Origin of the sequence: Phaeovulum veldkampii DSM 11550 (assembly GCF_003034995.1) — a bacterium.
Lineage (GTDB): Bacteria > Pseudomonadota > Alphaproteobacteria > Rhodobacterales > Rhodobacteraceae > Phaeovulum > Phaeovulum veldkampii.
The window spans coordinates 13,512-38,407 of the sequence record NZ_PZKF01000021.1; the positions used below are offsets into that span (position 1 = coordinate 13,512).

Consider the following 24,896-nt stretch of genomic DNA (forward strand, 5'->3'; position numbering starts at 1 on the left):
GCGGAGGGTGGCAAGAAGGACGCCAGAGTCGCGCCACCCCTTGTTTTCTTGGCGTTTGGGCGCTGGGCGGATCGATGCGCGACTGGCAACGACATGCGCAATGGGACGTCTGAGGCCGTAGGCGCGATCATCACGCTGCAAATCCGGCCTTTGAAGACCCGCAGAAAGGCCAATCCTCAAGGAATTCAATGGGTGGCAGGGGTGCCGTGTCGGATGCCACCCCCTCATTGCCCGTCAATGGCGGTCAAAGCCGGTCAATGCGACTGTTCGCCGGTGTTTGCGGCCTTGGCGTCCGTTTCGCCCATCTGGCAGGACCGGCCGTAATCTCCCCGCGCCAACCGACCACCATCAGAAATCCCAACAAAACAAGGGGTGGCACAAAGCTGGCGTCCTTTCTGCCACCCTCCGCCTCGCCGCCACCCCTTGGGCTCTGCGCTCACTGGTCCCTGCAAGACGTCCCCGATCTTCGGGGCCAGGACCAGGAGACCCTGATGCCGCATCTCGGATCGATGCCAGACCCGAAAGAGAAACCCCGCACGCTGCTGGTCGGCTGGATCAGCCGCCTCGACCTCGCGCTGGAACTCGGCCTCTCGGTCGACACCCTGCGCCGCTGGGAGGCGATGCGGACGGGTCCACCCTGCGTGCGGGCCGGGCGCAAGGTCTACTACCGCCGCACCGCCGTCGAGGAATGGCTGGAGGAACAGGAAAAGGCCGCGCCGCGCCGCCGTCGTGCCGGAGGGCGCCGGTGATGCCCCTTCAGCCTCGCAGTTTCGCCTGGCCTGCCGACCGCGTGGCCGAGGCCCGCGCTGTCATCGCCGATGTCGCGCATCACAGCGATCTTCTGATCCGGCTCGCCTGTAAAGTGCTGGTTCAGCATGGCGAGACCCCGGCCGAACGCGCCGATGCCCAGCGCCTGCTGGTCATCGTTGACGCTCGACGGCCGGTGCGACGTGCCCAGCGCGAAGATCAGGGGAGGGCCGCGCGATGATGCGCCGCGGCACACCCGAGGCCGATCTGCAGCGTGCCGTGTTGCAGGCGCTGCGCATCGCCCTGCCCCGCACCGCCATCATCCACCACTGCGCCAACGAGGTGACCGAGGCCGGGCCCCGCGGGGCCAAGCGCCAGGCGATCCTCGTCGGCATGGGCGTCCATGCCGGGTTCGCCGACCTGATGGTGATCTGCGACAGCCGCGTCTTGTTCCTCGAGTTGAAGGCGCCGAAGGGGCGATTGCGGCCAGAGCAGGAGGCGTTCCGCGATGCGGTGCAGGCGCAGGGCTTTGGCTGGGCGCTGGTGCGCAGCCTCGACGACGCGCTGGGCGCACTGGCCGATCACGGCTTCACCACGCGCATCGCCCCTTCCCCGCGGAGGCCCGCACCATGAGCCACGAGGCCACCAACTGGGCCATCAAGCAGCGCGGGTTGAAGCCCACGACCAAGATCGTGCTCTGGCACCTCTGCGACCGGTTCAACCCGGATTACGGCTGCTTCCCCTCGCAGGACCGCCTGGCGCATGACTGCGAGATCAGCCGTTCCACGCTGAACGATCATCTTGGCCAGCTCGAGGCCGTGGGCCTTCTGCGCCGGGTGCCGCGGCTCGACCCCGTGACCAAGCGCCAGCTGCCGACCCGCTACATCCTGGGGTTTGAGCCGGGGTTCACACCCGTGGCTGTGGTGCCGTGTCCGGAAATCGGACACGGCGAAGGCGACGGTGCGGAAAGGCTCGATGATGCCGATGCTTCTGCTGGCGATGGCATGGTCAACTCCTTGCCGTGTCCGGATTTCGGACGCGGGACCGATGCGGAAGCCGTGTCCGATTTTCCGGCCGACCCGTGTCCGGAAAATGCCGAAAGCCGTGTCCGAAATCCGGACACTAACCCTGTAAGGGAACCTCTAAGTAAACCAGTAAAGGAGGAGGAGGGCGCGCGGGCGCGCGCGGCGATTTCCGATGAGGTTTTCGGGGACCTGCTGGACGCGCTGGGCCTCGACACCGCCGCCCTGCCCGGCTGGTGGCAAGGCTGGCCGCCCCGGCTGCACGTCCAGCGCTGGCGCGACGAATTGGGGCTGACCGAGGCGGAGATCATCGCTGCAGCCGAGGCTAGCCGCGAGGAACATCCCGAACCGCCCGATGGGCCGAAGGCGTTGGACCGGGCGATGCAACGGGCCGCCCAGCGCAAGGTCGAGGATGCAGGCCGGAAACGGCGCAAGCCAAAGGCGCCCCCTGCCCCGGCTGCGAAGCCCATCACCGACCTGCCCGCCTTCTACGCCGAACTGGTCAATTCCGACCGCTACCTGCCGGTCAGCGCGATCACCAACACCATGCGAGACGCCATGCTGGCCCGGGGGCTGGTCACGGCCGAACGCCTGCGCGAGCGCGGGGTGCGATGACCCTGCATCGACCGATCGGCCGGGTGGGCGCGCGATCCGCCAAGCGTGCGCTGGGCGTGCAGGCAGCTCTGGAATGGGCGTTCCGGATCGAAAAGGCGCAACTGGAACTGCCGATGCCCCCAGACGTCACCGAGGAAGGCTTCGGCTTCGGCCTCGAATACGTCCTGCTGCAACGGGCCGTACTTGGCTGCAAGATCGACGGCGGCCAGCACAAGATCGGCGGCTACACCCACGAGGACGCCGAGGTCATCGCCGCCACCGTGGCAGGGCTCCCCGACAGCCTCGGCGGCAAGCGCATGGCGATCCGGGTGGCCGAACTGGCCCGCGCAGGACTGACACCGGACTGGATGCCCGGCGCCGTCCCGCGCTGCGTGCCGACCATCGTCAAGCAGAACCAGCACGGCACGCACGCAGGCGCCATCGTCGTGGGCACGGAGCGAATCCGCGTGCGTAGCTCAGGAGGGAGCAGTGCTTGGAAGACGGTCGAAATCCTTGCCTGCCCCGTCACCTTCTCCCCCCATCCCCATCAGATCGAGGCCGCCTGGCGCGGCTATGAAGACTGGTGGCAGGCGCTGGGCTGGGTGCGTGAGGGGCTCATCGCGGGCGGGATGCTGCGCGAACTCGAAGTGACGATGGCGATGCCGAAGATGCGACCTTGGGAAGGGAGCCGGTGACATGTCAGACGGACCGTCATATCGCAGCTCCGGACTGTCCGACCCACGCTCTGACCTTTCATGTCCGTTCAGACCCTGCCAGGCCGCTTCTCCGGTCTTTGGGCGCCCCAATGTCCGTCTCTCCGACTTCAAGCTCTCGACCATCACCTTGAAGCCATCCCGAAACAATGTCCCGGACGGCTGCAACACCAGCCTCGGTTCGCAAGGCGCATTCCCAGATTGTCGCAACCCTCCAACCGGCCAGCAACAAAGCCGATCGAACTGCCCAGTCCCGCGTCACATTCGCGCTGAACTTCGACGCCCAGAATTCCGGGCGTGTTGCCGGAGTGCTTGCGTAACGGCAGCCCGGGTGCCGGTGCCAGAAGCACCCGTGCACGAAGATGACGGCCTTGTGTTTCGGCAGCACAAGATCAGGCTTGCCGGGTAAGCCCCTGGCATGGAGGCGGTAGCGGAAGCCCAGCGCGTGCAGGGATCGCCGGAGCGCCAGTTCCGGCTTCGTGTCCTTTCCGCGGATGCCAGCCATCATCCGGGAACGGGTCTGGCTGTCGACGATGTCGGTCATTTGCCTCCTGGCCTCGGCCGATGGACCTAGTATACAGCCAGTGATCCGAATTCGAGAGGTCTCTGATTTGCCAGCCACTTTCGGCATTGTCGATCTGTTTGCAGGTCCGGGAGGCCTTGGAGAGGGGTTCGCTTCGCTCGAGGCTGGCGGTCAGCATCCCTTCCACATCGGGATTTCGGTGGAGAAGGAGGCATCAGCACATCGGACACTTCGGCTCCGCGCCTTTATGCGTGACCATGTTTCGCGGCACGGCGCCCTGCCAGAAGCCTTCGTGAAGTTCCATGCAGGGCTGACGGACGAGCCGGACTGGTCCGGGGTAGACGCCGCCGCATGGGCAGAGGCGACAGCCGAAGCTCGCTGTCTCGAACTTGGCAGTGAAGCAGCCGCAGCGGCCATCGACGAGGCTATCGGTCGGTTGAGGCCGCGCTTCGACGACACGATCCTGATCGGCGGTCCACCCTGCCAGGCCTATTCGCTGGTCGGACGGGCCCGTTCGCGCGGAAAAGCGGACTACGTTCCCGAGCAAGATCATCGGCATTACCTTTTCCGCGAATATATCCGGGTGCTGGACCGGTTGAGACCGGCCGCCTTCGTCATGGAAAACGTCAAGGGCATGCTGTCCTCGACCGTCGAAAGCCGACTGGTCTTCGAGATGCTGATGGAAGACCTCGCTTCCCTGGGCACGGGTCACGGCCATCACTACGAGCTTCGGGCGATCCGCCTTGCGGATGGTCTGGCCACCCTGCAAGAGGCGGCACAGCCATCCGACTTCATCGTGCGTGCCGAACAATTCGGTGTTCCGCAGCGCCGCCACCGCGTCATCATCGTCGGGATCCGTTCCGATCTGGCGGCCCGGGCGGTCGGCGCGACCATTTCGGTGTCGGGCCCAACCCGTACGGTCAATGAGACCATCGGTAACATGCCGCCTCTGCGCAGCGGCATCAGCCGCGCGTCAGACACCGTCGAGGCCTGGGAAAAGGAGGTCGCAGGGTTCGCCAAACTGCTCGCGAAGATTTCCAAGAGCTACGAAGACGGTGCCCTCGCGTCGGAATTCCGCGAGATCAGGGAAGTCCTGAAGCACGGCGCCGAAACCCGCCGCTCCTCCGCCATGCTGCCTTCGGCCTACGGAACGTCGAATGACGACTTGATGCGCTGGCTGGAGCGTCCCGGCTTGCGCGCGCTGGCCCAGCACGAAACCAGGGGTCACATGGCCACGGACCTCGGCCGCTACCTGTTTGCCGCTGTCTTTGGCAAGGTGCGTGGTTACAGCCCCAAGGCGGCCGATTTCCCGCTGGCCCTCAGCCCGGATCACCGTAACTGGCACAGCGGCGTCTTCAATGACCGCTTTCGCGTCCAGCTTGCACACGAGCCTTCGACGACGGTGACCAGCCACATCTCGAAGGACGGGCACTATTTCATCCACCCGGACCCGCTCCAGTGCCGCAGCCTGACGGTGCGCGAGGCCGCCCGGCTGCAGACCTTCCCTGACGACTACCTGTTCCTCGGCAACCGGACACAGCAGTATGTTCAGGTCGGAAATGCGGTCCCGCCATTCCTTGCAAGGCAGATTGCATCGCTAATCCATGCATCCCTGACAAAACCGGACACCCTCAACCTCTGAGGCACTTCGCGCACCTTGTAACGACGATCCGTTCGCGCCAGAGTAGATCGTGATCGTACTGCCAAGGGTTCGCATGCAGGAAATTGTTGTTTCAAGACGGGCAGATGCCACTCCTCACGCCGCGGCATTGATCGAGGGCCTGAGGGATATCGGTTATTCCCTCGAAACGGCCATTTCAGACATTATCGATAACTCTATCACCGCGGGCGCCCATCGCATCGAGATTGTCACGGAGACCTATTCGGACGAACCCTACATCGCGATCATCGACGATGGCCTGGGCATGACCGAAGACGAACTTGTCGCAGCAATGCGACCCGGCAGCAGGAACCCGCTGGCCACGCGTGATGAACCCGACCTCGGTCGGTTCGGTCTCGGGCTCAAGAGTGCCAGCTTTTCCCAGTGCCGTCGGCTCACGGTCGTGTCTCGTCGTTCAGGGCAAACCAGCGCAGCCATCTGGGATCTTGATGATGTGGCCGAACGGAACGAATGGGCGGTGCAATTGCCCGATCATTTCGATCTCATCCCGGGCATCGAGAAGCTGGGGCAGCATGGTACGCTTGTGCTCTGGCAGAAACTTGACCGACTGACTGGCGGATATTCCCACAATGCGGCCAAGCGCGCGGAGGTCATCAACCAGAGGATCGCTGAAACGGAGCGCCACCTGCGCCTCGTGTTTCATCGGTTCATGGAAGATGCCAAACCGCTGCGCATTCTCCTGAACGGGCGACTGCTTCGTCCGCTTGATCCGTTCGCTCGAAAGAATCCTGCGACCATTTCAGACCCGGAAGAAAAGCTGACGCTGATCAAGGGCGATGTAGAAATCCAGAGCTTCACGCTTCCCCATCACAAGCAGATGTCCAAGACGGACTGGGAGGATATCGGTGGGCCGGAAGGCCACCTGAAATCGCAGGGCTTCTATCTCTATCGCGGCAAGCGTCTGATCCTTCACGGCACCTGGTTCGGACTGTGTCGCCAATCGGAACTGACAAAGCTCTCCCGGGTCAGGATCGACATTCCCAACAGCATGGATGCGGACTGGAAGATCGACGTCAAGAAATCCTCGGCTCAGTTGCCGCCTGTGGTGCGGGACCGACTCAAGAAGGTGATCGAACGCATCCTCGCGGGTTCGAAGCGCACCTACAGCAAGCGGGGACAGAAGCTCGTCGATCATGAACGGCTGCCGATGTGGCACCGGATTCAGGCAGATGGGCAGATCCGCTACCGCCCGAACATCGAACATCCGGCGTTTGCCGATTTCGCCGAAAGCCTGCCCCCGGATCTGCGACGCGGCTTCTTCAACTGCATTGCGCTGGTCGGGGCGTCATTGCCTATCGAAACATTGCACGCAGACATGGCTGGCACGGCCGAGCAGATCGTCCCGGATCGGGTGGACGAAGACACACTTGCCCAGGCAGTTCAGGCAACCCTCTCGGTCCTTCTGGGCGCGCGCAAGGACATCAAGGAAATCAAGTCGCTGATGAAGGATGTCGATCCGTTCAGATCGGCCTGGGAAGATACGGAACGCATCATCGCTGCGACGATCGAGACGAAGGAAGACACGTGAAGCAGATCCTGAGTAGCCTCGAGGGCATGACGTCCATGTACATGGCGTCGCAGCCCGGCCCCCATACGGCGCAGTCGATCCGGGAGATCATCGCCCAACTGCGTGTCATGCCGATGTTCGCGGGCCAAGTCGAAGATGATGACGCAGAGGAACTCGCACGCCTGATCGAGGAGAAATACGGCATCAGCATGGGCTTTGGCGCCATTGTCGATGCAGAGGATTTCCGTCCCTGGCTGCATGACGCCCGGATCAACGGCGAGATCGGGGACTTCTATTGGGGCCGGTACCGCAAACTCCTGAACCTGAAGGGACTGCCGAAGTCGGTAATCGACGCGACGGACGAGGTGACGGATCGTGTGCTGGATCGTCTTGGCGATCCGCGCAATTTGAGCCCCTGGAGCCGCCGCGGGATGGTGGTGGGACATGTGCAAAGCGGCAAGACCGCCAACTACACGGGGCTGATCTGCAAGGCGGCAGATGCAGGCTATCGTCTGATCGTCGTGATCGCGGGCATCCACAACAACCTTCGCAACCAAACACAGGCGAGGATCGACGAGGGCTTCATCGGCCGGGATACCGGGCGACTGGCCCACGCAAACAAGGCGCAGCGTCAGAAGATCATCGGTGTCGGTCGGTTTGGTGACAGCCAGTTCCCCGTCTCCCTTACCAACACGATCAAGGACTTCAACAAGGACACGGCCACCTCGAACACCAGCCAGATCGGGCAATACAACGTGCCCGTCGTGCTGGTGATCAAGAAGAACTCCAGCACGCTGAAGAACCTGCTGGAATGGCTGGAGGAACACTCTGCAACCGGGGCTACCAAGATGGTCAGCCAGCCCATGCTGCTGATCGATGACGAGGCCGACAATGCCTCGATCAACACGGCCTACGCACGGGACGAGGTTACCCGGATCAATGGGCAGCTCCGGCAGCTGCTGTCGATGTTCCACCGCAGCTGCTATGTCGGATACACGGCGACGCCGTTTGCCAACATCTTCATCGACCCGGACACCGATGATGATGCCCTGAAACAGGACCTGTTCCCGCGGCACTTCATCATCGGCCTCGACGCGCCGTCGAACTACTTCGGTGCGCAGAAGGTGTTTCTCGATGCCCGTGAACGGCATGTCCGTTTGATCGACGACAACGAGGACATCCTTCCGATGAAGCACAAGATCGACCATCCGGTCGACGTGCTGCCGGAAAGCCTCATCCGTGCCGTGCGCGCATTTGTCGTCGCGCGGGCGATCCGGAACGCCCGGGGCCAGCAGGGGGCCCATGCCTCGATGCTGATCAACGCCTCGCGCTTTACGGATGTTCAGGGGCGGTTGCGGTCCCGGGTAGCCGACGTGGTCGACAGGATACGGGCCGCCGTCGCAGTCGATGGGGCCAAGGGCCATGCTGCGCTTCGCAGCCCGGAGATTGCCGCCCTGCATGCGGTCTGGAAGTCCGAGTTCACCGAGGCCGAGGGCGCGGACTGGCCCGCCGTCCAGGCCCGGCTGCACGAGGTTCTGGTTGCCGCGCGTGTTGTCGAGGTCAACGCGTCAAAGCGGTCGCAGCCGCTCGACTATGACCAAGGTGGGGAACATGGCGTGACGGTGATTGCCGTCGGGGGCTTCTCCCTCTCGCGCGGCCTGACGCTGGAAGGACTGACCATCAGCTACTTCCTGCGGAACTCCATGATGTATGACACCCTGATGCAGATGGGCCGGTGGTTCGGTTACCGGCCCGGCTACGAGGATCTGTGCCGTGTTTGGATCCCTGCCGATGGCGTTGGCTGGTATGCCCATATCCACGAGGCGATGGACGACCTGCAGACCCAGCTGAAGCGCATGGAACTGGCCAAGGCGACGCCCGAGCAGTTCGGCCTCGCCGTCCGCAGCCACCCGGAATCGCTGATCGTGACGGCGAGGAACAAGATGGGCACGGGGAAGGAATTCCCCATGAAGGTCAGCCTTGAAGAGAAACTGGTCGAAACGACACGCATCGTTGCCGAGGAGGGCCTGATGCGGCGCAACTTTGCGGCAGGCGAGGCACTGCTGCAGGACTTGGTTTCAGATGGCCTTGCGTTCGAGAAGCGAAGCCGCGGTCACCTGGTGAATGGCGTGGCCGTCGGGCGGATCGACGCTTTCCTGCGGACCTTCCGTACGGATCCGGCGAATGTGCCGGCCGATCTTCTGACGGACCCCAAGCTGATCCGAGACTACATCGCCGCCCGGGCCGACAGCGAATTGCGGCTGTGGGACGTATTCATTGCCAGTTCGACCGGAAAGGAGTTCGATCCGGTCGCCTTCGGGCATCTGGATCTCGTGCCATACGGGCGGTCGGTCGACCCTCGCGACTTCGCAAAGGGCGTTCTGACGATCAGCGGCACAAGCCGCCGAGTCGGTTCGGCCGAGGATGAACGCGAAGGGCTGACGGACGATCAGATCGCGGCCGCCGAGAACGCCTTCAGGCGCGACCGTCCCGAAGCAAAACCGAAGTCCACGATAAACCCCAGTTACTACAGGTCGGTAGAGGGACGACGACCGTTGTTGATCTTGCGGCTCGTGCGGCCGAAGGTCGAAGATGCCGATGGCAAGACCGTCTACGGGAAGGACATCCTTGCATGGGGTCTTTCCTTCCCGTCCAGCAAAATCGCAGGCGGCACGGTGGAATACATCGTCAACACCATCCGCATGCGCGAGATGTTCGGCGATGAAGAGATCGAGGAGGAGGCGCGCGGTGATACCGACTGACACGCCATGGTCCGGCCTCGAGGCCGGAAAGGTGGACACGCGCCGGGTTTCGGCATCGGCACGGTGGAACTGGTTCTGGGCAGTAATGCCACGAGCCGATGTCGCGCTAGTCCTGCAACTTGGTGACCTCCCGAAGCCCACCCCGGACCTGCCAAAGCTCCGGAACCTCGAAATACGATTCCAGACATTGCCTGGTGGACCGATCCTGTACATCCGGCTCAAGGACAGCGCGCAACTGGAACTGTTCGAGACCCTCTGCCGCGATGTGATGGCGGCTGGCGAGCTTGCCGAAACGGAGGCCGAGGCCCTCGAACGCGCCATCGGGCGAACCTTCCGCTGGCATTACCTGTTGCGCGGCGGAAAGCTCGAAGTGCTTTCGGAAGAAGCCCAGAAGGGCCTGATCGGCGAGATCGAAGTACTGAAGTTGCTGATTTCCACGCTCAGCGCAAAACCGGCGCTGACCGCGTGGACGGGCCCTTCCGGCGCACCGAAGGATTTCGAGCTGAAGGCCGACTGCATCGAGGTCAAGGCGAGGCGCGGGGCATCGCAGCCCTTCGTGAAGATCACGAACGAGTTCCAGCTGGCCGATGTGCCGGAACGGCGGCTTTGGCTTGCGGTGCTGGCCGTCGACAAGGTGCAGCCGCCGCATGGCCGCACGCTGACCGAGTATGTCTCGGAAGTCACCGAGCTTCTGGAACGGACCGAGCCCTCAGCCATCATGGACTGGGATCTGCACTTGGCCGATGCCGGTTTCGACATCCTGCACGACTACTCGGCCTGGCGCTGGATCGTGTCGTCCCCCGATTTCCATGCAGTGACCGAGGACTTTCCACGGATTGCCGCACCCGTGCCGCTCGGACTATCCACGGTTTCCTACGCCCTCGCCCTTTCTGCCTGCACGCCATTCCGGACGGATTGGGGCACGATGCGGGAAACGCTGAACGAAGCAGAGCAGGCATGAGCGAACTTGACGAGTATCACCAGAACCTGATGGCCGACATACGCCGTGAAGCAGATGCAAGCGGCGTATTTCCCGTGGAAGCCTTCTTCGACCGGATGACTGAAAGGCTGACCGAAGCCGGGGAATTGGAGGTCGCTGATCGCGCCTATTACCAGAGCGGTGAAGGTGCCCAGAGACTGCGGATTGACGGCTATGCGGGTGACCCGCGCGACAGCGAAGGTGTGCTGGGGCTGATCGTCTGCGACTTTGCCGACAGCGACACTGTCCAGACCTTTGGCAAGGGGGACGTGCCCCCTATCCTGAACCCCCTGATCCGTTTTCTGAAGAAGGCAAAGACCGAGGAATTCCGGGACTCGCTGAACGAGGCCAATCCCGCCTTCCAGGTCTCGGACCTGATCATCACGACGTGGTCGCAGGTCACGAAGGTCAAGTTGATCCTCATTTCCAACCGGCAGTACATCGGCCGCGACGATACGGTGAAACTGGCGGACATCGGCGAGGTGCCGATTACGTGGTCGGTCTGGGATTTGGCACGCTTCGAGCGGTTCGACCGCTCGGGACAGGCCCGCGAGGATATGGTCATAGACTTTGCCAAGGATTTTGGGGCGCCCCTTCCTGCGCTCAAGGCATCACAGTCTGGCGCAGCCCTCGAAAGCTATCTGCTAATCGTGCCAGGGGAGCAGTTGGCCGCGATCTATGACAAGTGGGGCGCTCGACTTCTCGAAGCCAACGTCCGGTCCTTTCTTCAGGCGAGGGCCAAGACCAACAAGGGCATTCAGAAGACCGTCAAGGAAGAGCCCGAGCTTTTCTTCCCTTACAACAACGGGCTGTCGGCCACCGCCGATGCCGTGTCCTGCGTAAGGACGGATGACGGGTTGGCCGTTGCATCGATCAGCAACCTGCAGATCGTCAACGGCGCGCAGACAACCGGGTCAATCCACGCTGGGCTGAAGTCCGCGAAGGAACAGCTCCCGCAAGTGTTCGTACAGATGAAACTGACCGTCGTTCCTCCCGACAGGTCCGAGGACATCGTGCCGAAGATCTCGGAATACGCGAACACCCAGAACAAGGTGAACGCTGCGGACTTCTTCTCGAACCATCCCTTCCATATCCGGATGGAACAGTTCTCGCGCAGCGTTCTCTTTCCGGCGCGTGCTGGCGAGCGTCATGACACCAAGTGGTTCTACGAGCGTTCGCGCGGTCAGTTCGTCAACGCGCGGCCGAAGGTGAAAGGGAAAGCCCAGACCGATTTCGACATCCAGTTCCCCAAATCACAGCTCTTCAGCAAGACCGATCTCGCCAAGTTCGAGTTCTCGGCGGCCGGCCAGCCGCACATCGTTTCGCGCGGGGCCCAGAAGAACTTCGCCGAATTCGCCAAGGACATCGGTGAATCATGGTCCAGGAGCGACGCCAAGTATGACGAGCTCTGGTACAAGCGGCTTGTCTCGAAGGCGATCGTGTTTCGCTGGCTCGAGACCGAGGTTCCGAAGCAGCCGTGGTACGAGGGTGGCTATCGCGCCAACATCGTCACCTACTCTATGGCCAAGGTGTTTCACGATGCCAACGGCGAGAAGCAGGTCCTCGACCTCGACGCGATCTGGAGACGGCAGTCTGTTCCGGAGGCCCTCCAGCGCGCTCTGCTTCTGGCCGCAGCAGAGGCACATGACGTCATCACCCACCCTCCCGCAGGTGTCCGCAACATGTCGGAGTGGGCAAAACAGCAGGCATGCTGGAACGGGATGAAGGGTCGAACGCTGAACTATGACGATGACTTCGAGACCTGCCTGACCCTCGTGGATACCGCCAAGGCGGCAAAGCGCGACGAGAAGGCTAAGAAGGCAATGACAGAGGGCATCAATGCCCAGGCGGAGGTGGTGACCTTGGGCGCTGAGTTCTGGAAGGAGGTCTTGGCTTGGGGACGCGAGCGGAAACGCCTTACGCCCAAAGACATGCAGATCCTCGAAATCTGCGCGTCCATGCCGCGCCGGATCCCCTCAGACCTGCAGGCCCGCCATGCCCTTGATGCGCTCGGGCGCATGAGGGATCAGGGGTTCGGCGAGTCCTAGGCCCACCCCCTCGGCATGGTTCCTCCCCGGCCCTGAACGTATGCGGGGGGGCGCAGCGCGGCGTTTCGCTAGCGACAGGCAGTTTCACCGGGGAAGCCAGGCGGAATCCACCTGCCGGGTGATCTTGGAAAAAGCGACTCATTATCAAAGGCTTGCGGAATCACGATCTTGGCGCGCTGGATTCTTTGCGGAATCCAGGGAATCCAGTTTGCGGAAGCCACCTTGCCGGAAGCCAGCCAGCGGAAGCCACTTGCAGGGAAGCCATTGAATCCGCGTGCATTTTTCATTTGACAAAGCTGCCCCCCTTGACCTACCCCTTGATCATCGAAGAATTGCGCCCGCAGGACACTCCTCGCGGGCGTTTTTCATTTCCTCACATCGCGGATCCTGATCCTCACGTTGGTATCGCCCAACGCGCATCGGCTTGCCCGCCCCTGCCCCACATGGAAGCGACCCGATGGACCTGGTCTTTGCGCCGAGCCAGATCGAGACTTGGCCTCTCGACCGGCTGCGCCCCTATGCCCGAAACGCCAAGATCCACGGCACGGACCAGGTCGCCAAGATCGCCGCCAGCATGGCGAAGTTCGGCTGGACCGTGCCGTGCCTTGTGGCCGACGATGGCGAGCTGATCGCCGGGCACGGCCGGGTGTTGGCCGCGATCATGCTGGGGCTGAAGGACGTGCCGGTGATCCGGCTCGGCCACCTCGACGAAGCTGAACGCCGGGCTTACCGGATCGCCGACAACAAATTGACCGAGTTGGGCGAGTGGGACGAGGCCATGCTGCGCGACGAGATCGCAGTGCTGCTGGCCGAGGATTTCGACCTGTCTTTGCTGGGGATCGCCGACGAAGACTTGGACGCCCTCCTGCGCGACCCGGATCAGGTAGACGGCGGCGCGGTCGAGGGCGAAGATGACATTCCCGAACCGCCGGTCACGCCCGTGTCCATCGCAGGCGACCTCTGGCAGCTCGGGTCGCACCGGCTGATCTGCGGTGACTGCACCTCCGCCGATGTGGTCGGGCGGCTGCTCGGCGATGTTCGTCCGCTGCTGATGGTGACGGACCCGCCCTATGGCGTGGAATACGATCCGTCCTGGCGCAACCAGGCTGGTGCGGCCAAAACCAAGCGCACCGGCAAGGTGCTTAATGACGACCGGGCCGACTGGCGTGAGGCTTGGGCGCTGTTCCCTGGCGACGTGGCTTATGTCTGGCACGGCGCGCTGCACTCTTCGACCGTCGCCGAAAGCCTGGTTGCGGCAGGTTTCGCAGTGCGGTCGCAGATCATCTGGGCCAAGGACCGCCTGGTTCTGAGCCGCGGCGACTATCACTGGCAGCACGAACCTTGCTGGTATGCAGTCAAGAAGACCGGAAAGGGCCATTGGGCTGGCGACCGTAAGCAGACGACGCTGTGGCACATTTCTGGCAAGGATCAGGACGCCGAGACGGTGCACGGAACCCAGAAGCCGGTCGAATGCATGCGCCGCCCGATCCTGAACAACTCCAGCCCGGGCCAAGCGGTGTTCGAACCCTTCATGGGATCCGGCACCACGCTGATCGCGGCAGAAACCACGGGGCGGGTGTGTTTCGGGATCGAACTGAACCCTGCCTATGTCGATGTCGCAATCGAGCGCTGGCAGCAATTTACCGGCGCCAATGCCGTGCTGGCTGATACCGGCGAGACCTTTGCCGACCTGAAGGCGAAAAGGCTGGCGGCATGAATGCGCCCCTCCTACCGGGCAGGATCGAACACTGGCCCCTCGCCCGGCTGAAGCCCTACGCCCGCAACGCCAAGACCCACGACGCCGATCAGGTCGCGAAGATTGCCGCCAGCATGGCCGAGTTCGGATGGACCGTGCCGGTGCTGATCGCGGCCGACGGCGAGTTGATCGCTGGCCATGGTCGTATCCTGGCCGCCGCGCAACTTGGGTTGTCAGAGGCCCCGGTCATAGTGCTTGGCCACCTGACCGAAGCCCAGCGCCGGGCGTATCGCATCGCCGACAACAAGCTGACCGAACTGGGCGGCTGGGACGAGGCGCTTCTCTTTCAAGAACTGCAGGCGCTGCTAGCCGAGGATTTCGACCTCGGGCTGATCGGGATTCCGGAGGATGAATTGGACGCACTGCTGCACGCGGGCGACGACGACAGAACGGTGATCGACGACGATGCGGCCGATGCCATCCCCGCCCCTCCCGCCGAACCCATCACCAAGCTGGGAGATATCTGGGCGCTGGGCAAACATCGCTTGTGCTGCGGCGATGCCACCGATCCGGCCGCTGTCGCGAGGCTGATGCAGGGCGAACAGGCCACGCTGATGTTTACATCGCCGCCCTACGCCCAGCAGCGCGACTATGGCGCGGCCAAGGAAAAGGTCGGCGATTGGGATGCGCTGATGCAGGGCGTGTTCGCCGCGGCACCGGTCAAAACGGACGCACAGCTGCTGGTCAACCTAGGCCTCGTGCACCGCGACAGCGAATGGCAGCCCTATTGGGAAGGATGGGTGGAATGGATGCGCGCCTCTGGTTGGCGACGGTTTGGTTGGTATGTCTGGGATCAGGGGCCGGGCTTGCCGGGCGACTGGAACGGTCGCTTGGCTCCATCGCACGAGTTCATTTTCCACTTCAATCGTGCCCCACGCAAACCGCACAAAACCGTCCCGTCGAAGCACGCGGGCGAAACCCTCGGTGGCGGCGGACTGCGCGGGGCCGACGGTACCGTCCACGCCAAGACCGGAACCGGCAACGCGATCCAGAGCCACCGCATCCCCGACAGCGTCTTCCGGATCATGCGCCACAAGGGCGGGCTGGGTGCCGCTGGATCGCATCCAGCGGTGTTTCCAGTGGCGCTGGTCGAGGCGGTGATGATGGCCTTCAGCGATCCCGGCGATCTGATCTATGAGCCGTTCTGCGGCTCCGGCACCCAGTTGGTCGCCGCCGAACGCGCTGGACGGCGGTGCTTCGCGATGGAACTGGACCCGGCCTATTGCGACGTGGCCGTGCGGCGGTGGGAGATTGCGACGGGGCTGATAGCCAGCCGCGATTGACCAGTTGGCGGGAACTTGCGAATGTTTACGCAGAAGGAGAATGGGAACCCGGTCTACCGCCTTCAGTATCTGAAAGGCCGCATTGCACCGGAGCAGTTGATGCGCAGCCCTTCCATTTCATCTCCCCGCAACGGCAAGGCCGACCAGCTGATCGACATCTTTGAACGCGAAGTGGAGGTCGAATACCGTGGCGAGCGGTATCGGGTTCGTGACAATGGTTCCGCGCATCGTCTGCCCCAGAAACGGCAGAAGACCAGACCGCTTGATGACCAATGGACCTTTGGGCGACAAGGGTTGTCGACTGGCTACTTGTATCTGAGCGGCGTGCCTGTCCATCGGATTGTGTGCTGGGCTTTTCACGGCGAGCCGCCCACTGACCGTCATGTCGTTGATCACATCGATACGAACAGGGCGAACAATCGACCAGAAAACCTGCGCTGGGTCACCCGCCTTGAGAACGTACTGCTCAACGAAATCTCTGCTCGGCGCATCGAACTGGTCTACGGTTCGATTGAAGCCTTCTTCGCTGACCCCACCCGGGTCCAGACAGACAAGGCCTTTCCTGACATATCCTGGATGCGCACCTTGTCGAAGGACGAGGCAGCAGCCGCAAAGGCACGTTTGCAGGAATGGGCGAAGAGTGGCGCTGCCCCAAGCGGCGGCGCGCTGGGCGAGTGGCTTTATGGGACAAGAGAGCGGGCGAGTTATGAACCGCCGCCAGAAGAATATGAGTCGCTGACGCCGTCAGTCGTGCAGGTAAAATGGAAAGTGCCGACAGAATTCCCTCTTTGTCCGGAGGCGGTGACCGAGGACGCGCTCCAACGCTACGGGGAAAACCTGAAGTTTGGCCGTGTTTTCGCACGAAACCATCTCTACCAGAGTTTGGTCGTGCAGCATGACATGACAGAGGACAGCCTCGTGGTCCTTACGCACGATCCAAGCGATCATGCGATCAAGTGCTGGGCTGTGGCGCATGTGGGTGTCCGTGGCGAATTCTTCTACCACCGCAGCGAACACCAGTATTTTACCCTACAGGGGGCACTCAAGACCTTCTGTGAACTGACGGGTGAGAGTTACGACGACTGCATGGACGACTACTGCTGATCGATCTGCCACTTCAGGCAAGCCGATACACCGTCCCCCTGCCCTCGACCTTTTCAGCGGTGATGGGCAGGCCCAGCTTCTTCTTCAGGGCGCCCGAGACCGAGGCGCGGACTGTATGTGCAAGCCATCCGGTGGCCTTGACCATCTCGGCGACCGTCGCGCCTCTTGGCCGCTGCATCATGGCGATGATCTGCGCCTGCTTGGTTCCGGCGCGCTGGATCGGCAGCTTGGGGGCCGCAGCTTTGGCGGCATGCGCGCGGATCGCGATCACCGTCTTCACCACCACCGGTTCGATCCCGATGGCCAGCAGACCGGCGTCGGTGACCACCAGCGTCGTGCCATGGCCATCGCCAGTCTCGCGCCAGAGCGGTTCGTTGCGCCGCAGGTTGGCGTCGACCTCCAGCAGCCAGCCGTGTTCGATCATCTTGGTCACGGCCATCTTCGCCGCCGCCCCGGCCAGCCCCTTGGGCAGCGGTAGAGCGATGTTTTCGGGGCGCTGGGCCCCAGCGCTGAGGATGATGGTCTGGGTTTCTGTCAGCTTGGTCATGGCGTTCCCCTATTGGTCGTTGGGGGCAAGGAAGGCGGTGATGCGCGCCATCAGGTCGTTGTGGCCATCAGCATCCGTGCCGATGATCACGTCCCCGTCGTCGTCGCGGTCCAGATCGGCGATCTCACGCAGCAGCGCGATGGCCTCGTCGCAGGCGGCCAGTCGCTCTGCCTCCCATTCGGCGGTGATGGCATCCTGTTCGATCTGGTGGCGCTGGGCGGGATCAAGCGGCATGGTCGCCCTCCTTGAACTCGGCGTCGGTGATCTGGCGCAACAGGCTGGCATAGTGGTTCAGGGTGCCGACGTGGCCCCAGTTGATCTCGTCGGGGTGGGTCTCGAAGTGATCGTCGCTCAGGGTCTTCAGGCGCTCCAGCATAGCGTCGATCTGGGACTTGGCGGTCATGAAGGCATCGAGGGCCTTAGTATTGTCGGTCGCGCGGCGGATGGTCATGGCGTGGTCTCCGGGGTGAGTTGCATCGTTCTGATGCAATCAGAATCGCTCCTTACCGGAGTGTAATCAACTGAATAACTAGCAATTTCATTGCCTTAGGTGTAGCGATCAACAGCATGGAAGGTATGTCCGAGCGGGAGTATTCCGCCCATTCAGGCCTGTCGCGCGGGGCCATCCAGAAGGCCCGAAAAGCCAGTCGGCTGGTGGTTTACAGCGATGGGTCTATCAACGCCACCGCGTCCGATGTGCGGCGTGGCGAGATGACCGATCCCGACCAGCAGCGCCGCAGCACCGGCGGCGACAGCGGCTTCTCAGGGCCAGCGGACAGCTCGTCCTACCTGAAGGCCCGCACCGCGCTGACCGTTTACCAGGCGCAAGACAAGCAGCTGGGCATCCAGAAGAAAAAGGGCACGCTGGTGGACCGCGCCCGGGCGGAAGCGCTGGTGTTCCGGTTGGCCCGACAGGAGCGCGACGCATGGGTGACCTGGCCCAACAGAGTGGCGGCGCTGATGGCGGCCGAAGTGGCCTTGGGAGTGGAGAAACAAACCGGAACACCGGTGATCATCGAGGCCGCGATCCTGCAGAGGGTGTTGGAAGCCCATGTCAGACAGCACCTCGACGACCTCGCCGATCTCCGAGTTTCCCTCGGATAGCGATAACCTGACAGCAGACCTCGACCTTGGCTTTGACGGGGCCGAGGACATACTGCGCTCCTGGCGCAAAGGGATGCGTCCCGACCCAGACCTGACGGTGTCGGAATGGGCGGATGAACATCGCTGGCTGTCCTCGCGCGGGGCGGCCGAACCGGGGCGCTATCGTACGGCCCGCGCGCCCTACCTGCGCGAGATCATGGATGCGCTGTCACCGCGCCACCCTGCGCAGCGCGTGACCTTCATGAAGGCGGCGCAGGTCGGCGCGACCGAGGCTGGCAACAACTGGATCGGCTTTGTCATCCATCACGCGCCGGGGCCAATGCTGGCGGTATTGCCATCCCTGGAACTGGCCAAGCGTACGTCACGCGGACGGCTGGATCCTCTGATTTCTGACTCCCCTGCGCTGCGCGAACGAGTCAATCCGGCACGGTCCCGCGACGCGGGCAATTCGATGCTGTCGAAGGAGTTCCCCGGCGGTATCCTGGTGCTGACCGGTGCCAACAGCGCCACCGGCCTGCGGTCGATGCCCGCGCGCTACATCTTCCTCGACGAGGTAGATGCCTATCCGGCCTCTGCCGACGAGGAAGGCGATCCGGTCACACTGGCCGAGGCGCGGACCACCACCTTCTCGCACCGGCGCAAGGTGTTCATGGTCTCGACCCCGACGATCCGGGGGCTGAGCCGGATCGAGCGCGAGTTCGAGGCATCGGACCAGCGCCGGTATTTCGTGCCCTGCCCCCACTGCGGGGCGATGCAATGGCTGCAGTTCGAACGCCTGCGCTGGGACAAAGGACGGCCCGACACGGCGGCCTATCACTGCGAGGGCTGCGAACGCCCCATCGCCGAGCATCACAAGACTCAGATGCTGGAATGCGGGGAGTGGCGCGCGACGGCTGTTTCCGCCGATCCGCATTCCATCGGCTTCCATATCTCGGCACTCTATTCGCCGCTGGGCTGGAAAAGCTGGCAGCAGATCGCGCGGGAATGGCTGGCGGCGCAAGGCTCGGAGGCAATGCTGCGCGTCGCGCGCAACACCCTGCTGGGCGAGACATGGGTGGAGTCGGGCGAAGCCCCTGAGTGGCAGCGGCTGGCGGAACGTCGCGAAAGCTACGCGGGCGCGCAGATCCCCGTCGGCGGTCTGTTCCTTACGGCTGGCGTCGATGTGCAGAAGGACCGGATCGAAGTCGATGTCTGGGCCTGGGGCCGGGGCTTGGAGAGCTGGCTGGTCGATCACATCGTGATCGCGGGTGGCCCCGACGATCCGACCTGCTGGGACAAGCTGACGGCTTTGCTCGGCCGGACATGGACCTGCGCCAATGGCGCGGTGATGCTGATCGGCAAGCTGGCCATCGACACCGGCTATGAAGCCCCGGCCGTCTACGCTTGGGCACGCAAGCAAGGGTTCGACCAAGTTGCACCGATCAAAGGCCTCGAAGGCTTCAACCGCGCGACGCCGGTGTCGGGCCCGACCTTCGTCGACGCCACCATCGGCGGCAAACGCCTGCGCCGCGGGGCGCGGCTGTGGTCGGTGGCCACCGCGTCCTTCAAAACCGAAACCTACCGCTTCCTGCGGCTGGAACGCCCCTCGGACGAAGACCGCGCGCTGGGCGTACTCGACGCCCCCGGCACGGTGCACTTGCCCGATTGGATCGACACCGAATGGCTGAAGCAGCTGGTGGCCGAACAGCTGGTCACCGTGCGCAACAAGCGCGGCTACGCCCACCCCGAATGGCAGAAGATGCGGGAACGCAACGAGGCGCTCGACGCCCGGGTCTATGCCCGGGCGGCGGCGTGGATCATGGGCGCAGATCGCTGGGACGAGGCGACCTGGCGGCGGTTGGAAGCGCAGGCAGGCGTGGAAACCCGACATGCGGCGCCCGTCGCCACAACTGAACCGGCTGCTCCGACTACGCCCAAGGCCGGAACACCGACCACGCCACGGCGGAAACGTCGGGCCTACACACCGAACTTCATGAGGGACTGAGATGGATCTGGAACGGATGCGCGCCCTGTTGGCAGCACTTCAGGAGGCGCGCTACGCGGGCGTCCGGTCGGTCAGCTATGACGGCAAGTCGATCAACTATGGCTCGGACGCCGAACTGGCGAATGCCATCAGTGACCTCGAAACCCGGATCGCCACAGCCACGACCGGCACGCCGCGCCGTCGGCGCTGGGGCACTGTCGCGTCAAAAGGTCTGTGATCCATGGCGTTCGAGGCTTTCCGCCAGCGGTTGGGGTCGATCATCGGCGGGTTCGATGCGGCCCAAGCCCATCGTCGCATGCGCGGGTTTAGGGCTTCCCGCGCGCATGTGAACACGCTGATCGCCGCCTCGGGCGACACGATCACCGCCCGCGCCCGCTGGCTGGTGCGCAACAATGGCTATGCAGCGAATGCAGTGGAGTCTTTCGCCAGCAATGTCGTCGGCGATGGCATCAAGCCTTCGTCGACCATCGCGGATGCCGCCAAGAAGGAAGAGCTGCAGGCGCTGTGGCTCGCGTGGACTGACGATGCTGACGCAGAAGGGCTGACGGATTTCTACGGGCTGCAACGGCGCGCGGCGCGCGAAGTGTTCCTGTCAGGCGAGGTGTTCATTCGCATCCGGCCGCGCCGGGCCGAGGACGGTCTGACGGTGCCGCTCCAGTTGCAGATGCTGCCCGCAGAAATGCTACCCCTCGACATGAACCGCACGCTGCCCGGTGCCGGGCTGATCCGGCAGGGGATCGAGTTCGACGGTATCGGCCGCCGCGTCGCATATCACTTTCTGCGTCGCCATCCCGGTGATCTGACCGATCCGGGGCTATCCGGCGAAACCGTCCGTGTACCTGCCGCCGACGTGATCCATGTCCTCGACCCGGTCGAGGCCGGGCAATTGCGCGGCGTGTCACGGTTTGCAGCCGCCATCGTGAAGCTGTTCACGCTGGACCTCTATGACGATGCCGAGCTGGAGCGGAAAAAGATCGCGGCGATGTTCGCGATGTTCATCACTTCACCCGCGCCCGAAACCCCGCTGGACCCAACCGACGAGGATCTGGAGGTCGAACCTGGACAGGTGGTGCGGCTCGATCCCGGCGAGGATGTGTCCACCCCTGCCACACCGGACTCGGGCGGCACCTATGAACCGTTCCAGTATCGGACCTTGCTGCAAATCGCCGCCGCGCTGGGCGTGCCCTATGGCTATCTGACCGGCGACACGGCGAAGGGCAACTTCTCGAACACCCGGATTTCTCTGATCGAATTCCGCCGTCGGATATCCGCCTGGCAGCACGGCGTGCTGGTCTATCAGCTTTGCCGGGCGGTCTGGGTGCGCTGGATGGACACTGCTGTGCTGTCGGGCGCGCTGGACCTGCCGGGCTATGACAGCCAGCGGCGTCAATATCAGGCCTGCGCCTGGTTGCCCACGAAATGGGACTGGATTGACCCGATGAAGGACGCCTCGGCCGAGATCCTGCAGATCGAAGCAGGCCTGAAGTCTCGGACGCAAGCCTTGGCAGAGCGGGGATACGACGCAGAACAGGTGGACCGCGAAATCGCCGCTGAACGAAAACGCGAGGCGGCGCTGGGCCTTGATTTCCGCCGCCCGGGATCCCCGGCGCAGGGGCCGGGTGAAAGCGGCAAGTCGGCTGAAGCTGCCAACGCAGAAAAGGACGACGAGGCCGACGACACCGGCGACGAAAAACCTGACCCTAAGGAGGGCGCATGATGCACCACGCGCAAATCGCCCAGCGCGCGTTCAATACGCCGCTGATGGTGGACCCCGCCAAGGCACTGGCCTTCCTGTCCGGTCTTGGCCCGCGCATCACCGGGCAAGAGATCACCTTCCAGGGGCTGGACGTGGAAGCCGATGATCAGGCCGCTGCCGCAGTTCCCGCCCGAGCTTCGCTCTTTGGCAATGATCTTGCCCAGCGCCACCTGCGGAATGGCACCCAACCCTATGCGGTGGTCGATGGCATCGCGGTCATCGAAATCGCCGGAACGCTGGTCCATCGCGGTGCCTGGATCGGGCAATCCTCGGGTCTGACCTCATACGAGGGCATTGCCGCTCAGTTGCAGGCCGCATTGGCCGATCCCGGCGTGCGCGGCATCGCGCTCGACATAGACAGCTTCGGTGGCGAGGTCGCCGGGGCCTTCGATCTGGCGGATCGCATTCGGGCGGCGCGGGCGCAAAAGCCGGTCCACGCTTTTGTAGCGGAACATGCGCTGTCGGCTGGGTATGTCCTGGCCAGCCAAGCCGACCGCATCATCCTGCCCCGCACGGGCGCTGTCGGCAGCATTGGGGTGGTGGCGCTGCACACAGATATGAGTGGGGCGCTGGATCAGAAGGGGATCGCGGTCACGCTGATCCACGCCGGGGCGCACAAGACTGATGCCAATCCTTATCAGCCGCTGCCTGAAGCTGTGCACGACCAGATGCAGCGCGAGTTGGAAGTGGTGCGCTTCCTCTTCACTGAGACCGTCGCCGCCGGTCGCGGGGATCGGCTGACCCATGCAGCCGCGCTGGCCACCGAAGCTGCGGTCTTCCGCGGGACAGAGGCCATCGCCGCCGGTCTGGCCGATGATCTCGCCGATCCCGTCACCGCCTTCACCGCCTTCGCCGCCGCACCTCGAGGCACAACTTCCAGCAACAGAAAGGGTCCGCAGATGACCACCACGCCTGAAATTTCCGCCGACGCGACGACACCCGTGGCAATACCGCCAGTTCTGGGTGCGCCAGAGCCGCCCACTGCGGCGGCCAATGCAGCGCCCTCGACCATGACCGCCGACGCAGTGCGCGCCGAGGCGGCCGAGGTTGCGCAGGTCTGCGCACAGGCCGCCCGGCTGGGCGTGACCATCGACGCGGCCGACGCGGTCACCAAGGGGCTGAAACCCGAAGCGCTTCGCGCCCGGGTTCTGGCTGATCTCGCCGCCCGCAGCGATGCGGCTGGCATCATCGCCACCGCCCCCGCGGCAGCTGCCGCCAAAGACAGCCCGATCATCGCTGCCGCCAAGAAGGCCGCGACAGACGCGAAGCGCTGAACTAGCGCGCGTTTCCTCCACCTTCCCCCTTCCCCAAACCATGGAGACTGACCAATGCCCGTCCTGACGGAACCGCCCAGCATGGGCGATGTCCTCAAATATGAGGTCAACCCGAACTATACCCGCGAGGTGATCACGCTGCTGCAAGGCCTGCCCTATCCGGTCGGTTCGGTGCTGGGGAAGATCACCGCCAGCGGCAAATATACCCTGTCACCTGCGACCGGGGCGGACGGTTCGCAGGTCGCCAGCGCCGTGCTGCTTTACGCCGTCGATGCCACACTGGCGGATGCGACAGGCATTGTCGTCGCCCGTGGCCCCACGATCGTGTCGCGCGCAGAACTCGCCTACGGCGCCACTGTCGATGACGGCACCAAGATCACCGCCAAGATCGCCCAGCTTGCCACCGTCGGCATCATCGCTCGCGACGGCGTCTGACGCGCGCCGTCTGCATCCCTTTCCCCAAATCACCGGAGCACCCCATGACCCTTGTCCGCAATCCCTTTGACGCTGGCGGCTACTCGCTGGCCGAAATGACGCAGGCCATCAACATCCTGCCCAACCTTTACACCCGCCTTGGCCAGATCGGCCTCTTCCGCTTTGAAGGCGTCACCCAACGCTCTGTCATCATCGAGCAATACGAGGGGGTGCTGAACCTGCTGCCCTCGGTCCCCCTCGGCGGCCCCTCCACTGTCGGCACCCGCGAGGGGCGGTCGATGCGTTCCTTCGCCCTGCCATGGATCCCGCATGATGATGTCATCCTGCCCGGCGACATTCAGGGCCAGCCCGCGCTGGGTGCCTTTGATGCCGCCGACCCGCTGGTCGAGGTGATGAACCGCAAGCTGCAACTCATGCGCCGCAAGCATGCCCAGACCCGCGAATACATGGAGATGAACGCCCTGCGCGGCATCGTGAAAGATGGCGCGGGCACGACCCTCTACAACTACTTCACCGAATTCGGCCTGGCGCAGATCTCGGTGGATTTCCTGCTGGGCACGGCAGGCACCCTTGTCCAAGGGAAGGTCCGCGAGGTCTTGCGGGCAATCGAAGACAACCTCCTCGGCGAAAGCATGTCGGACGTGCATGCCCTCGTCAGCCGGGAGTTCTTCGACAAGCTGATCGCGCACCCCAAAACCGAGGAAGCCTACAAGTTCTACGCCGCCACCGGCGCACAGCCCCTGCGCCAGGATGTGCGCCGGAACTTCCCCTTCGCGGGCATCGTGTTCGAGGAATATGCGGGCACCGTCACTCTCTCGACCAAGGCCACCGAACGGCTGGTCCCCGCCAGCGAAGGCATCGCGTTCCCCTTGGGCACGATGGACACCTTCACCACCTACGGCGGCCCGGCCAACCTGCTGGAGGCGGCGAATACCCTCGGCCTGCCCCTCTACGCCCGCCAGCACCTCGACGAAAAGGGCCGCTGGATCGACCTGATGACCGAAGCCTCGATCCTGCCGGTGAACAAGCGGCCGCGCATCGCGATCCGCATCCACACATCGAACTGACGGCCCCGAC

General features: G+C 63.7%; 24 protein-coding genes. 20 read left to right on the forward strand and 4 right to left on the reverse strand.

Going from position 1 to position 24,896, the window contains the following annotated elements; genetic code table 11:
• Window positions 1-491: 491 nt before the first annotated feature.
• From C5F46_RS10140 to C5F46_RS10160, 5 genes are read left to right on the forward strand one after another with little or no spacing between them, the layout of a single operon-like run.
• Window positions 492-749: a helix-turn-helix transcriptional regulator gene (locus C5F46_RS10140; protein WP_107325237.1), complete on the forward strand. Its 258-nt coding sequence runs from the start codon at window positions 492-494 to the stop codon at window positions 747-749.
• Window positions 749-988 carry a hypothetical protein gene (locus tag C5F46_RS10145; protein ID WP_107325238.1) on the forward strand — a complete coding sequence of 80 codons (240 nt, stop codon included), beginning with the start codon at window positions 749-751 and terminating at the stop codon, window positions 986-988. The genes C5F46_RS10140 and C5F46_RS10145 overlap by 1 nt, the downstream gene beginning before the upstream one ends.
• Window positions 985-1,380 carry a VRR-NUC domain-containing protein gene (locus tag C5F46_RS10150; RefSeq protein WP_107325239.1) on the forward strand — a complete coding sequence of 132 codons (396 nt, stop codon included), beginning with the start codon at window positions 985-987 and terminating at the stop codon, window positions 1,378-1,380. The genes C5F46_RS10145 and C5F46_RS10150 overlap by 4 nt, the downstream gene beginning before the upstream one ends.
• Window positions 1,377-2,384 carry a helix-turn-helix domain-containing protein gene (locus C5F46_RS10155; protein WP_107325240.1) on the forward strand — a complete coding sequence of 336 codons (1,008 nt, stop codon included), beginning with the start codon at window positions 1,377-1,379 and terminating at the stop codon, window positions 2,382-2,384. Before C5F46_RS10150 ends, C5F46_RS10155 begins: the two co-directional genes overlap by 4 nt.
• Window positions 2,381-3,058 carry a hypothetical protein gene (locus tag C5F46_RS10160; protein WP_107325241.1) on the forward strand — a complete coding sequence of 226 codons (678 nt, stop codon included), beginning with the start codon at window positions 2,381-2,383 and terminating at the stop codon, window positions 3,056-3,058. The genes C5F46_RS10155 and C5F46_RS10160 overlap by 4 nt, the downstream gene beginning before the upstream one ends.
• A 58-nt stretch (window positions 3,059-3,116) precedes the next feature.
• Here C5F46_RS10160 and C5F46_RS10165 read toward each other — a convergent pair whose 3' ends face one another.
• On the reverse strand, window positions 3,117-3,620 hold the full coding sequence (locus tag C5F46_RS10165) for a very short patch repair endonuclease (RefSeq protein WP_107325242.1): 504 nt from the start codon (window positions 3,618-3,620) through the stop codon (window positions 3,117-3,119).
• Window positions 3,621-3,687: 67 nt separating this feature from the next.
• On the opposite strand from C5F46_RS10165, the gene C5F46_RS10170 reads away from it, so the two are divergent.
• From C5F46_RS10170 to C5F46_RS10205, 8 genes are all read left to right on the forward strand, one after another.
• Window positions 3,688-5,241 (forward strand): DNA cytosine methyltransferase, encoded by a 1,554-nt coding sequence (locus C5F46_RS10170; RefSeq protein ID WP_107325243.1) that lies wholly within the window; start codon window positions 3,688-3,690, stop codon window positions 5,239-5,241.
• A 73-nt stretch (window positions 5,242-5,314) separates the two neighbouring features.
• A complete protein-coding gene (locus C5F46_RS10175) occupies window positions 5,315-6,808 on the forward strand; it encodes an ATP-binding protein (RefSeq protein ID WP_107325244.1) in 1,494 nt (497 codons plus the stop codon).
• Entirely contained in the window at window positions 6,805-9,549 is a 2,745-nt protein-coding gene (locus tag C5F46_RS10180) for a Z1 domain-containing protein (protein WP_201161475.1), read from the forward strand. Before C5F46_RS10175 ends, C5F46_RS10180 begins: the two co-directional genes overlap by 4 nt.
• The gene (locus C5F46_RS10185) at window positions 9,536-10,510 is read left to right on the forward strand and encodes a PD-(D/E)XK motif protein (RefSeq protein ID WP_201161476.1); all 975 of its coding nucleotides are present in this window, start codon (window positions 9,536-9,538) and stop codon (window positions 10,508-10,510) included. The genes C5F46_RS10180 and C5F46_RS10185 overlap by 14 nt, the downstream gene beginning before the upstream one ends.
• Entirely contained in the window at window positions 10,507-12,576 is a 2,070-nt protein-coding gene (locus C5F46_RS10190; protein ID WP_107325246.1) for an AIPR family protein, read from the forward strand. The genes C5F46_RS10185 and C5F46_RS10190 overlap by 4 nt, the downstream gene beginning before the upstream one ends.
• A 457-nt stretch (window positions 12,577-13,033) precedes the next feature.
• Window positions 13,034-14,293 (forward strand): site-specific DNA-methyltransferase, encoded by a 1,260-nt coding sequence (locus tag C5F46_RS10195; RefSeq protein WP_107325247.1) that lies wholly within the window; start codon window positions 13,034-13,036, stop codon window positions 14,291-14,293.
• Window positions 14,290-15,615, forward strand: a complete 1,326-nt coding sequence (locus C5F46_RS10200; protein ID WP_107325248.1) for a site-specific DNA-methyltransferase — start codon at window positions 14,290-14,292, stop codon at window positions 15,613-15,615. Before C5F46_RS10195 ends, C5F46_RS10200 begins: the two co-directional genes overlap by 4 nt.
• Before the next feature lie 21 nt (window positions 15,616-15,636).
• The gene (locus C5F46_RS10205; protein WP_107325249.1) at window positions 15,637-16,719 is read left to right on the forward strand and encodes an HNH endonuclease signature motif containing protein; all 1,083 of its coding nucleotides are present in this window, start codon (window positions 15,637-15,639) and stop codon (window positions 16,717-16,719) included.
• A 13-nt stretch (window positions 16,720-16,732) separates the two neighbouring features.
• Here C5F46_RS10205 and C5F46_RS10210 read toward each other — a convergent pair whose 3' ends face one another.
• The 3 genes from C5F46_RS10210 to C5F46_RS10220 are packed head-to-tail and all read right to left on the reverse strand — an operon-like array spanning window position 16,733 to window position 17,717.
• Entirely contained in the window at window positions 16,733-17,266 is a 534-nt protein-coding gene (locus C5F46_RS10210; RefSeq protein WP_107325250.1) for a DUF3489 domain-containing protein, read from the reverse strand.
• A gap of 9 nt (window positions 17,267-17,275) precedes the next feature.
• Window positions 17,276-17,500: a hypothetical protein gene (locus C5F46_RS10215; protein ID WP_107325251.1), complete on the reverse strand. Its 225-nt coding sequence runs from the start codon at window positions 17,498-17,500 to the stop codon at window positions 17,276-17,278.
• Window positions 17,490-17,717, reverse strand: coding sequence for a hypothetical protein (locus tag C5F46_RS10220; RefSeq protein WP_107325252.1), 228 nt, complete (start codon window positions 17,715-17,717; stop codon window positions 17,490-17,492). The genes C5F46_RS10215 and C5F46_RS10220 overlap by 11 nt, the downstream gene beginning before the upstream one ends.
• A 116-nt stretch (window positions 17,718-17,833) precedes the next feature.
• Here C5F46_RS10220 and C5F46_RS10225 point away from each other — a divergent pair, with 116 nt between their 5' ends.
• Genes C5F46_RS10225 through C5F46_RS10255 form a run of 7 tightly spaced genes read left to right on the forward strand, consistent with a single transcriptional unit; the run spans window position 17,834 to window position 24,886 of the window.
• Complete coding sequence (locus C5F46_RS10225; protein WP_107325253.1) at window positions 17,834-18,370, forward strand: hypothetical protein; 537 nt, start codon at window positions 17,834-17,836, stop codon at window positions 18,368-18,370.
• Window positions 18,318-20,354 (forward strand): phage terminase large subunit family protein, encoded by a 2,037-nt coding sequence (locus tag C5F46_RS10230; RefSeq protein ID WP_107325254.1) that lies wholly within the window; start codon window positions 18,318-18,320, stop codon window positions 20,352-20,354. Before C5F46_RS10225 ends, C5F46_RS10230 begins: the two co-directional genes overlap by 53 nt.
• Window position 20,355: 1 nt before the next feature.
• Window positions 20,356-20,571: a phage head-tail joining protein gene (locus tag C5F46_RS10235; RefSeq protein ID WP_074555978.1), complete on the forward strand. Its 216-nt coding sequence runs from the start codon at window positions 20,356-20,358 to the stop codon at window positions 20,569-20,571.
• A 3-nt stretch (window positions 20,572-20,574) separates the two neighbouring features.
• Complete coding sequence (locus C5F46_RS10240) at window positions 20,575-22,071, forward strand: phage portal protein (RefSeq protein WP_107325255.1); 1,497 nt, start codon at window positions 20,575-20,577, stop codon at window positions 22,069-22,071.
• A complete protein-coding gene (locus C5F46_RS10245) occupies window positions 22,071-23,384 on the forward strand; it encodes a S49 family peptidase (protein WP_168796874.1) in 1,314 nt (437 codons plus the stop codon). Before C5F46_RS10240 ends, C5F46_RS10245 begins: the two co-directional genes overlap by 1 nt.
• 54 nt (window positions 23,385-23,438) lie before the next feature.
• Window positions 23,439-23,819, forward strand: a complete 381-nt coding sequence (locus C5F46_RS10250; protein WP_107325257.1) for a head decoration protein — start codon at window positions 23,439-23,441, stop codon at window positions 23,817-23,819.
• A gap of 44 nt (window positions 23,820-23,863) precedes the next feature.
• Window positions 23,864-24,886 carry a major capsid protein gene (locus C5F46_RS10255; RefSeq protein ID WP_107325258.1) on the forward strand — a complete coding sequence of 341 codons (1,023 nt, stop codon included), beginning with the start codon at window positions 23,864-23,866 and terminating at the stop codon, window positions 24,884-24,886.
• Window positions 24,887-24,896 lie beyond the last annotated feature (10 nt).

Coding starts and splice junctions, on each gene's coding strand:
- C5F46_RS10150 (WP_107325239.1), top strand. CDS start 985: ATGATGCGCCGCGGCACACCCGAGGCCGATCTGCAGCGTGCCGTGTTG.
- C5F46_RS10255 (WP_107325258.1), top strand. CDS start 23,864: ATGACCCTTGTCCGCAATCCCTTTGACGCTGGCGGCTACTCGCTGGCC.
- C5F46_RS10145 (WP_107325238.1), top strand. CDS start 749: ATGCCCCTTCAGCCTCGCAGTTTCGCCTGGCCTGCCGACCGCGTGGCC.
- C5F46_RS10160 (WP_107325241.1), top strand. CDS start 2,381: ATGACCCTGCATCGACCGATCGGCCGGGTGGGCGCGCGATCCGCCAAG.
- C5F46_RS10230 (WP_107325254.1), top strand. CDS start 18,318: ATGTCAGACAGCACCTCGACGACCTCGCCGATCTCCGAGTTTCCCTCG.
- C5F46_RS10190 (WP_107325246.1), top strand. CDS start 10,507: ATGAGCGAACTTGACGAGTATCACCAGAACCTGATGGCCGACATACGC.
- C5F46_RS10225 (WP_107325253.1), top strand. CDS start 17,834: ATGGAAGGTATGTCCGAGCGGGAGTATTCCGCCCATTCAGGCCTGTCG.
- C5F46_RS10240 (WP_107325255.1), top strand. CDS start 20,575: ATGGCGTTCGAGGCTTTCCGCCAGCGGTTGGGGTCGATCATCGGCGGG.
- C5F46_RS10245 (WP_168796874.1), top strand. CDS start 22,071: ATGCACCACGCGCAAATCGCCCAGCGCGCGTTCAATACGCCGCTGATG.
- C5F46_RS10205 (WP_107325249.1), top strand. CDS start 15,637: ATGTTTACGCAGAAGGAGAATGGGAACCCGGTCTACCGCCTTCAGTAT.
- C5F46_RS10165 (WP_107325242.1), bottom strand. CDS start 3,620: ATGACCGACATCGTCGACAGCCAGACCCGTTCCCGGATGATGGCTGGC.
- C5F46_RS10215 (WP_107325251.1), bottom strand. CDS start 17,500: ATGCCGCTTGATCCCGCCCAGCGCCACCAGATCGAACAGGATGCCATC.
- C5F46_RS10175 (WP_107325244.1), top strand. CDS start 5,315: ATGCAGGAAATTGTTGTTTCAAGACGGGCAGATGCCACTCCTCACGCC.
- C5F46_RS10140 (WP_107325237.1), top strand. CDS start 492: ATGCCGCATCTCGGATCGATGCCAGACCCGAAAGAGAAACCCCGCACG.
- C5F46_RS10200 (WP_107325248.1), top strand. CDS start 14,290: ATGAATGCGCCCCTCCTACCGGGCAGGATCGAACACTGGCCCCTCGCC.
- C5F46_RS10250 (WP_107325257.1), top strand. CDS start 23,439: ATGCCCGTCCTGACGGAACCGCCCAGCATGGGCGATGTCCTCAAATAT.
- C5F46_RS10235 (WP_074555978.1), top strand. CDS start 20,356: ATGGATCTGGAACGGATGCGCGCCCTGTTGGCAGCACTTCAGGAGGCG.
- C5F46_RS10210 (WP_107325250.1), bottom strand. CDS start 17,266: ATGACCAAGCTGACAGAAACCCAGACCATCATCCTCAGCGCTGGGGCC.
- C5F46_RS10155 (WP_107325240.1), top strand. CDS start 1,377: ATGAGCCACGAGGCCACCAACTGGGCCATCAAGCAGCGCGGGTTGAAG.
- C5F46_RS10220 (WP_107325252.1), bottom strand. CDS start 17,717: ATGACCATCCGCCGCGCGACCGACAATACTAAGGCCCTCGATGCCTTC.
- C5F46_RS10195 (WP_107325247.1), top strand. CDS start 13,034: ATGGACCTGGTCTTTGCGCCGAGCCAGATCGAGACTTGGCCTCTCGAC.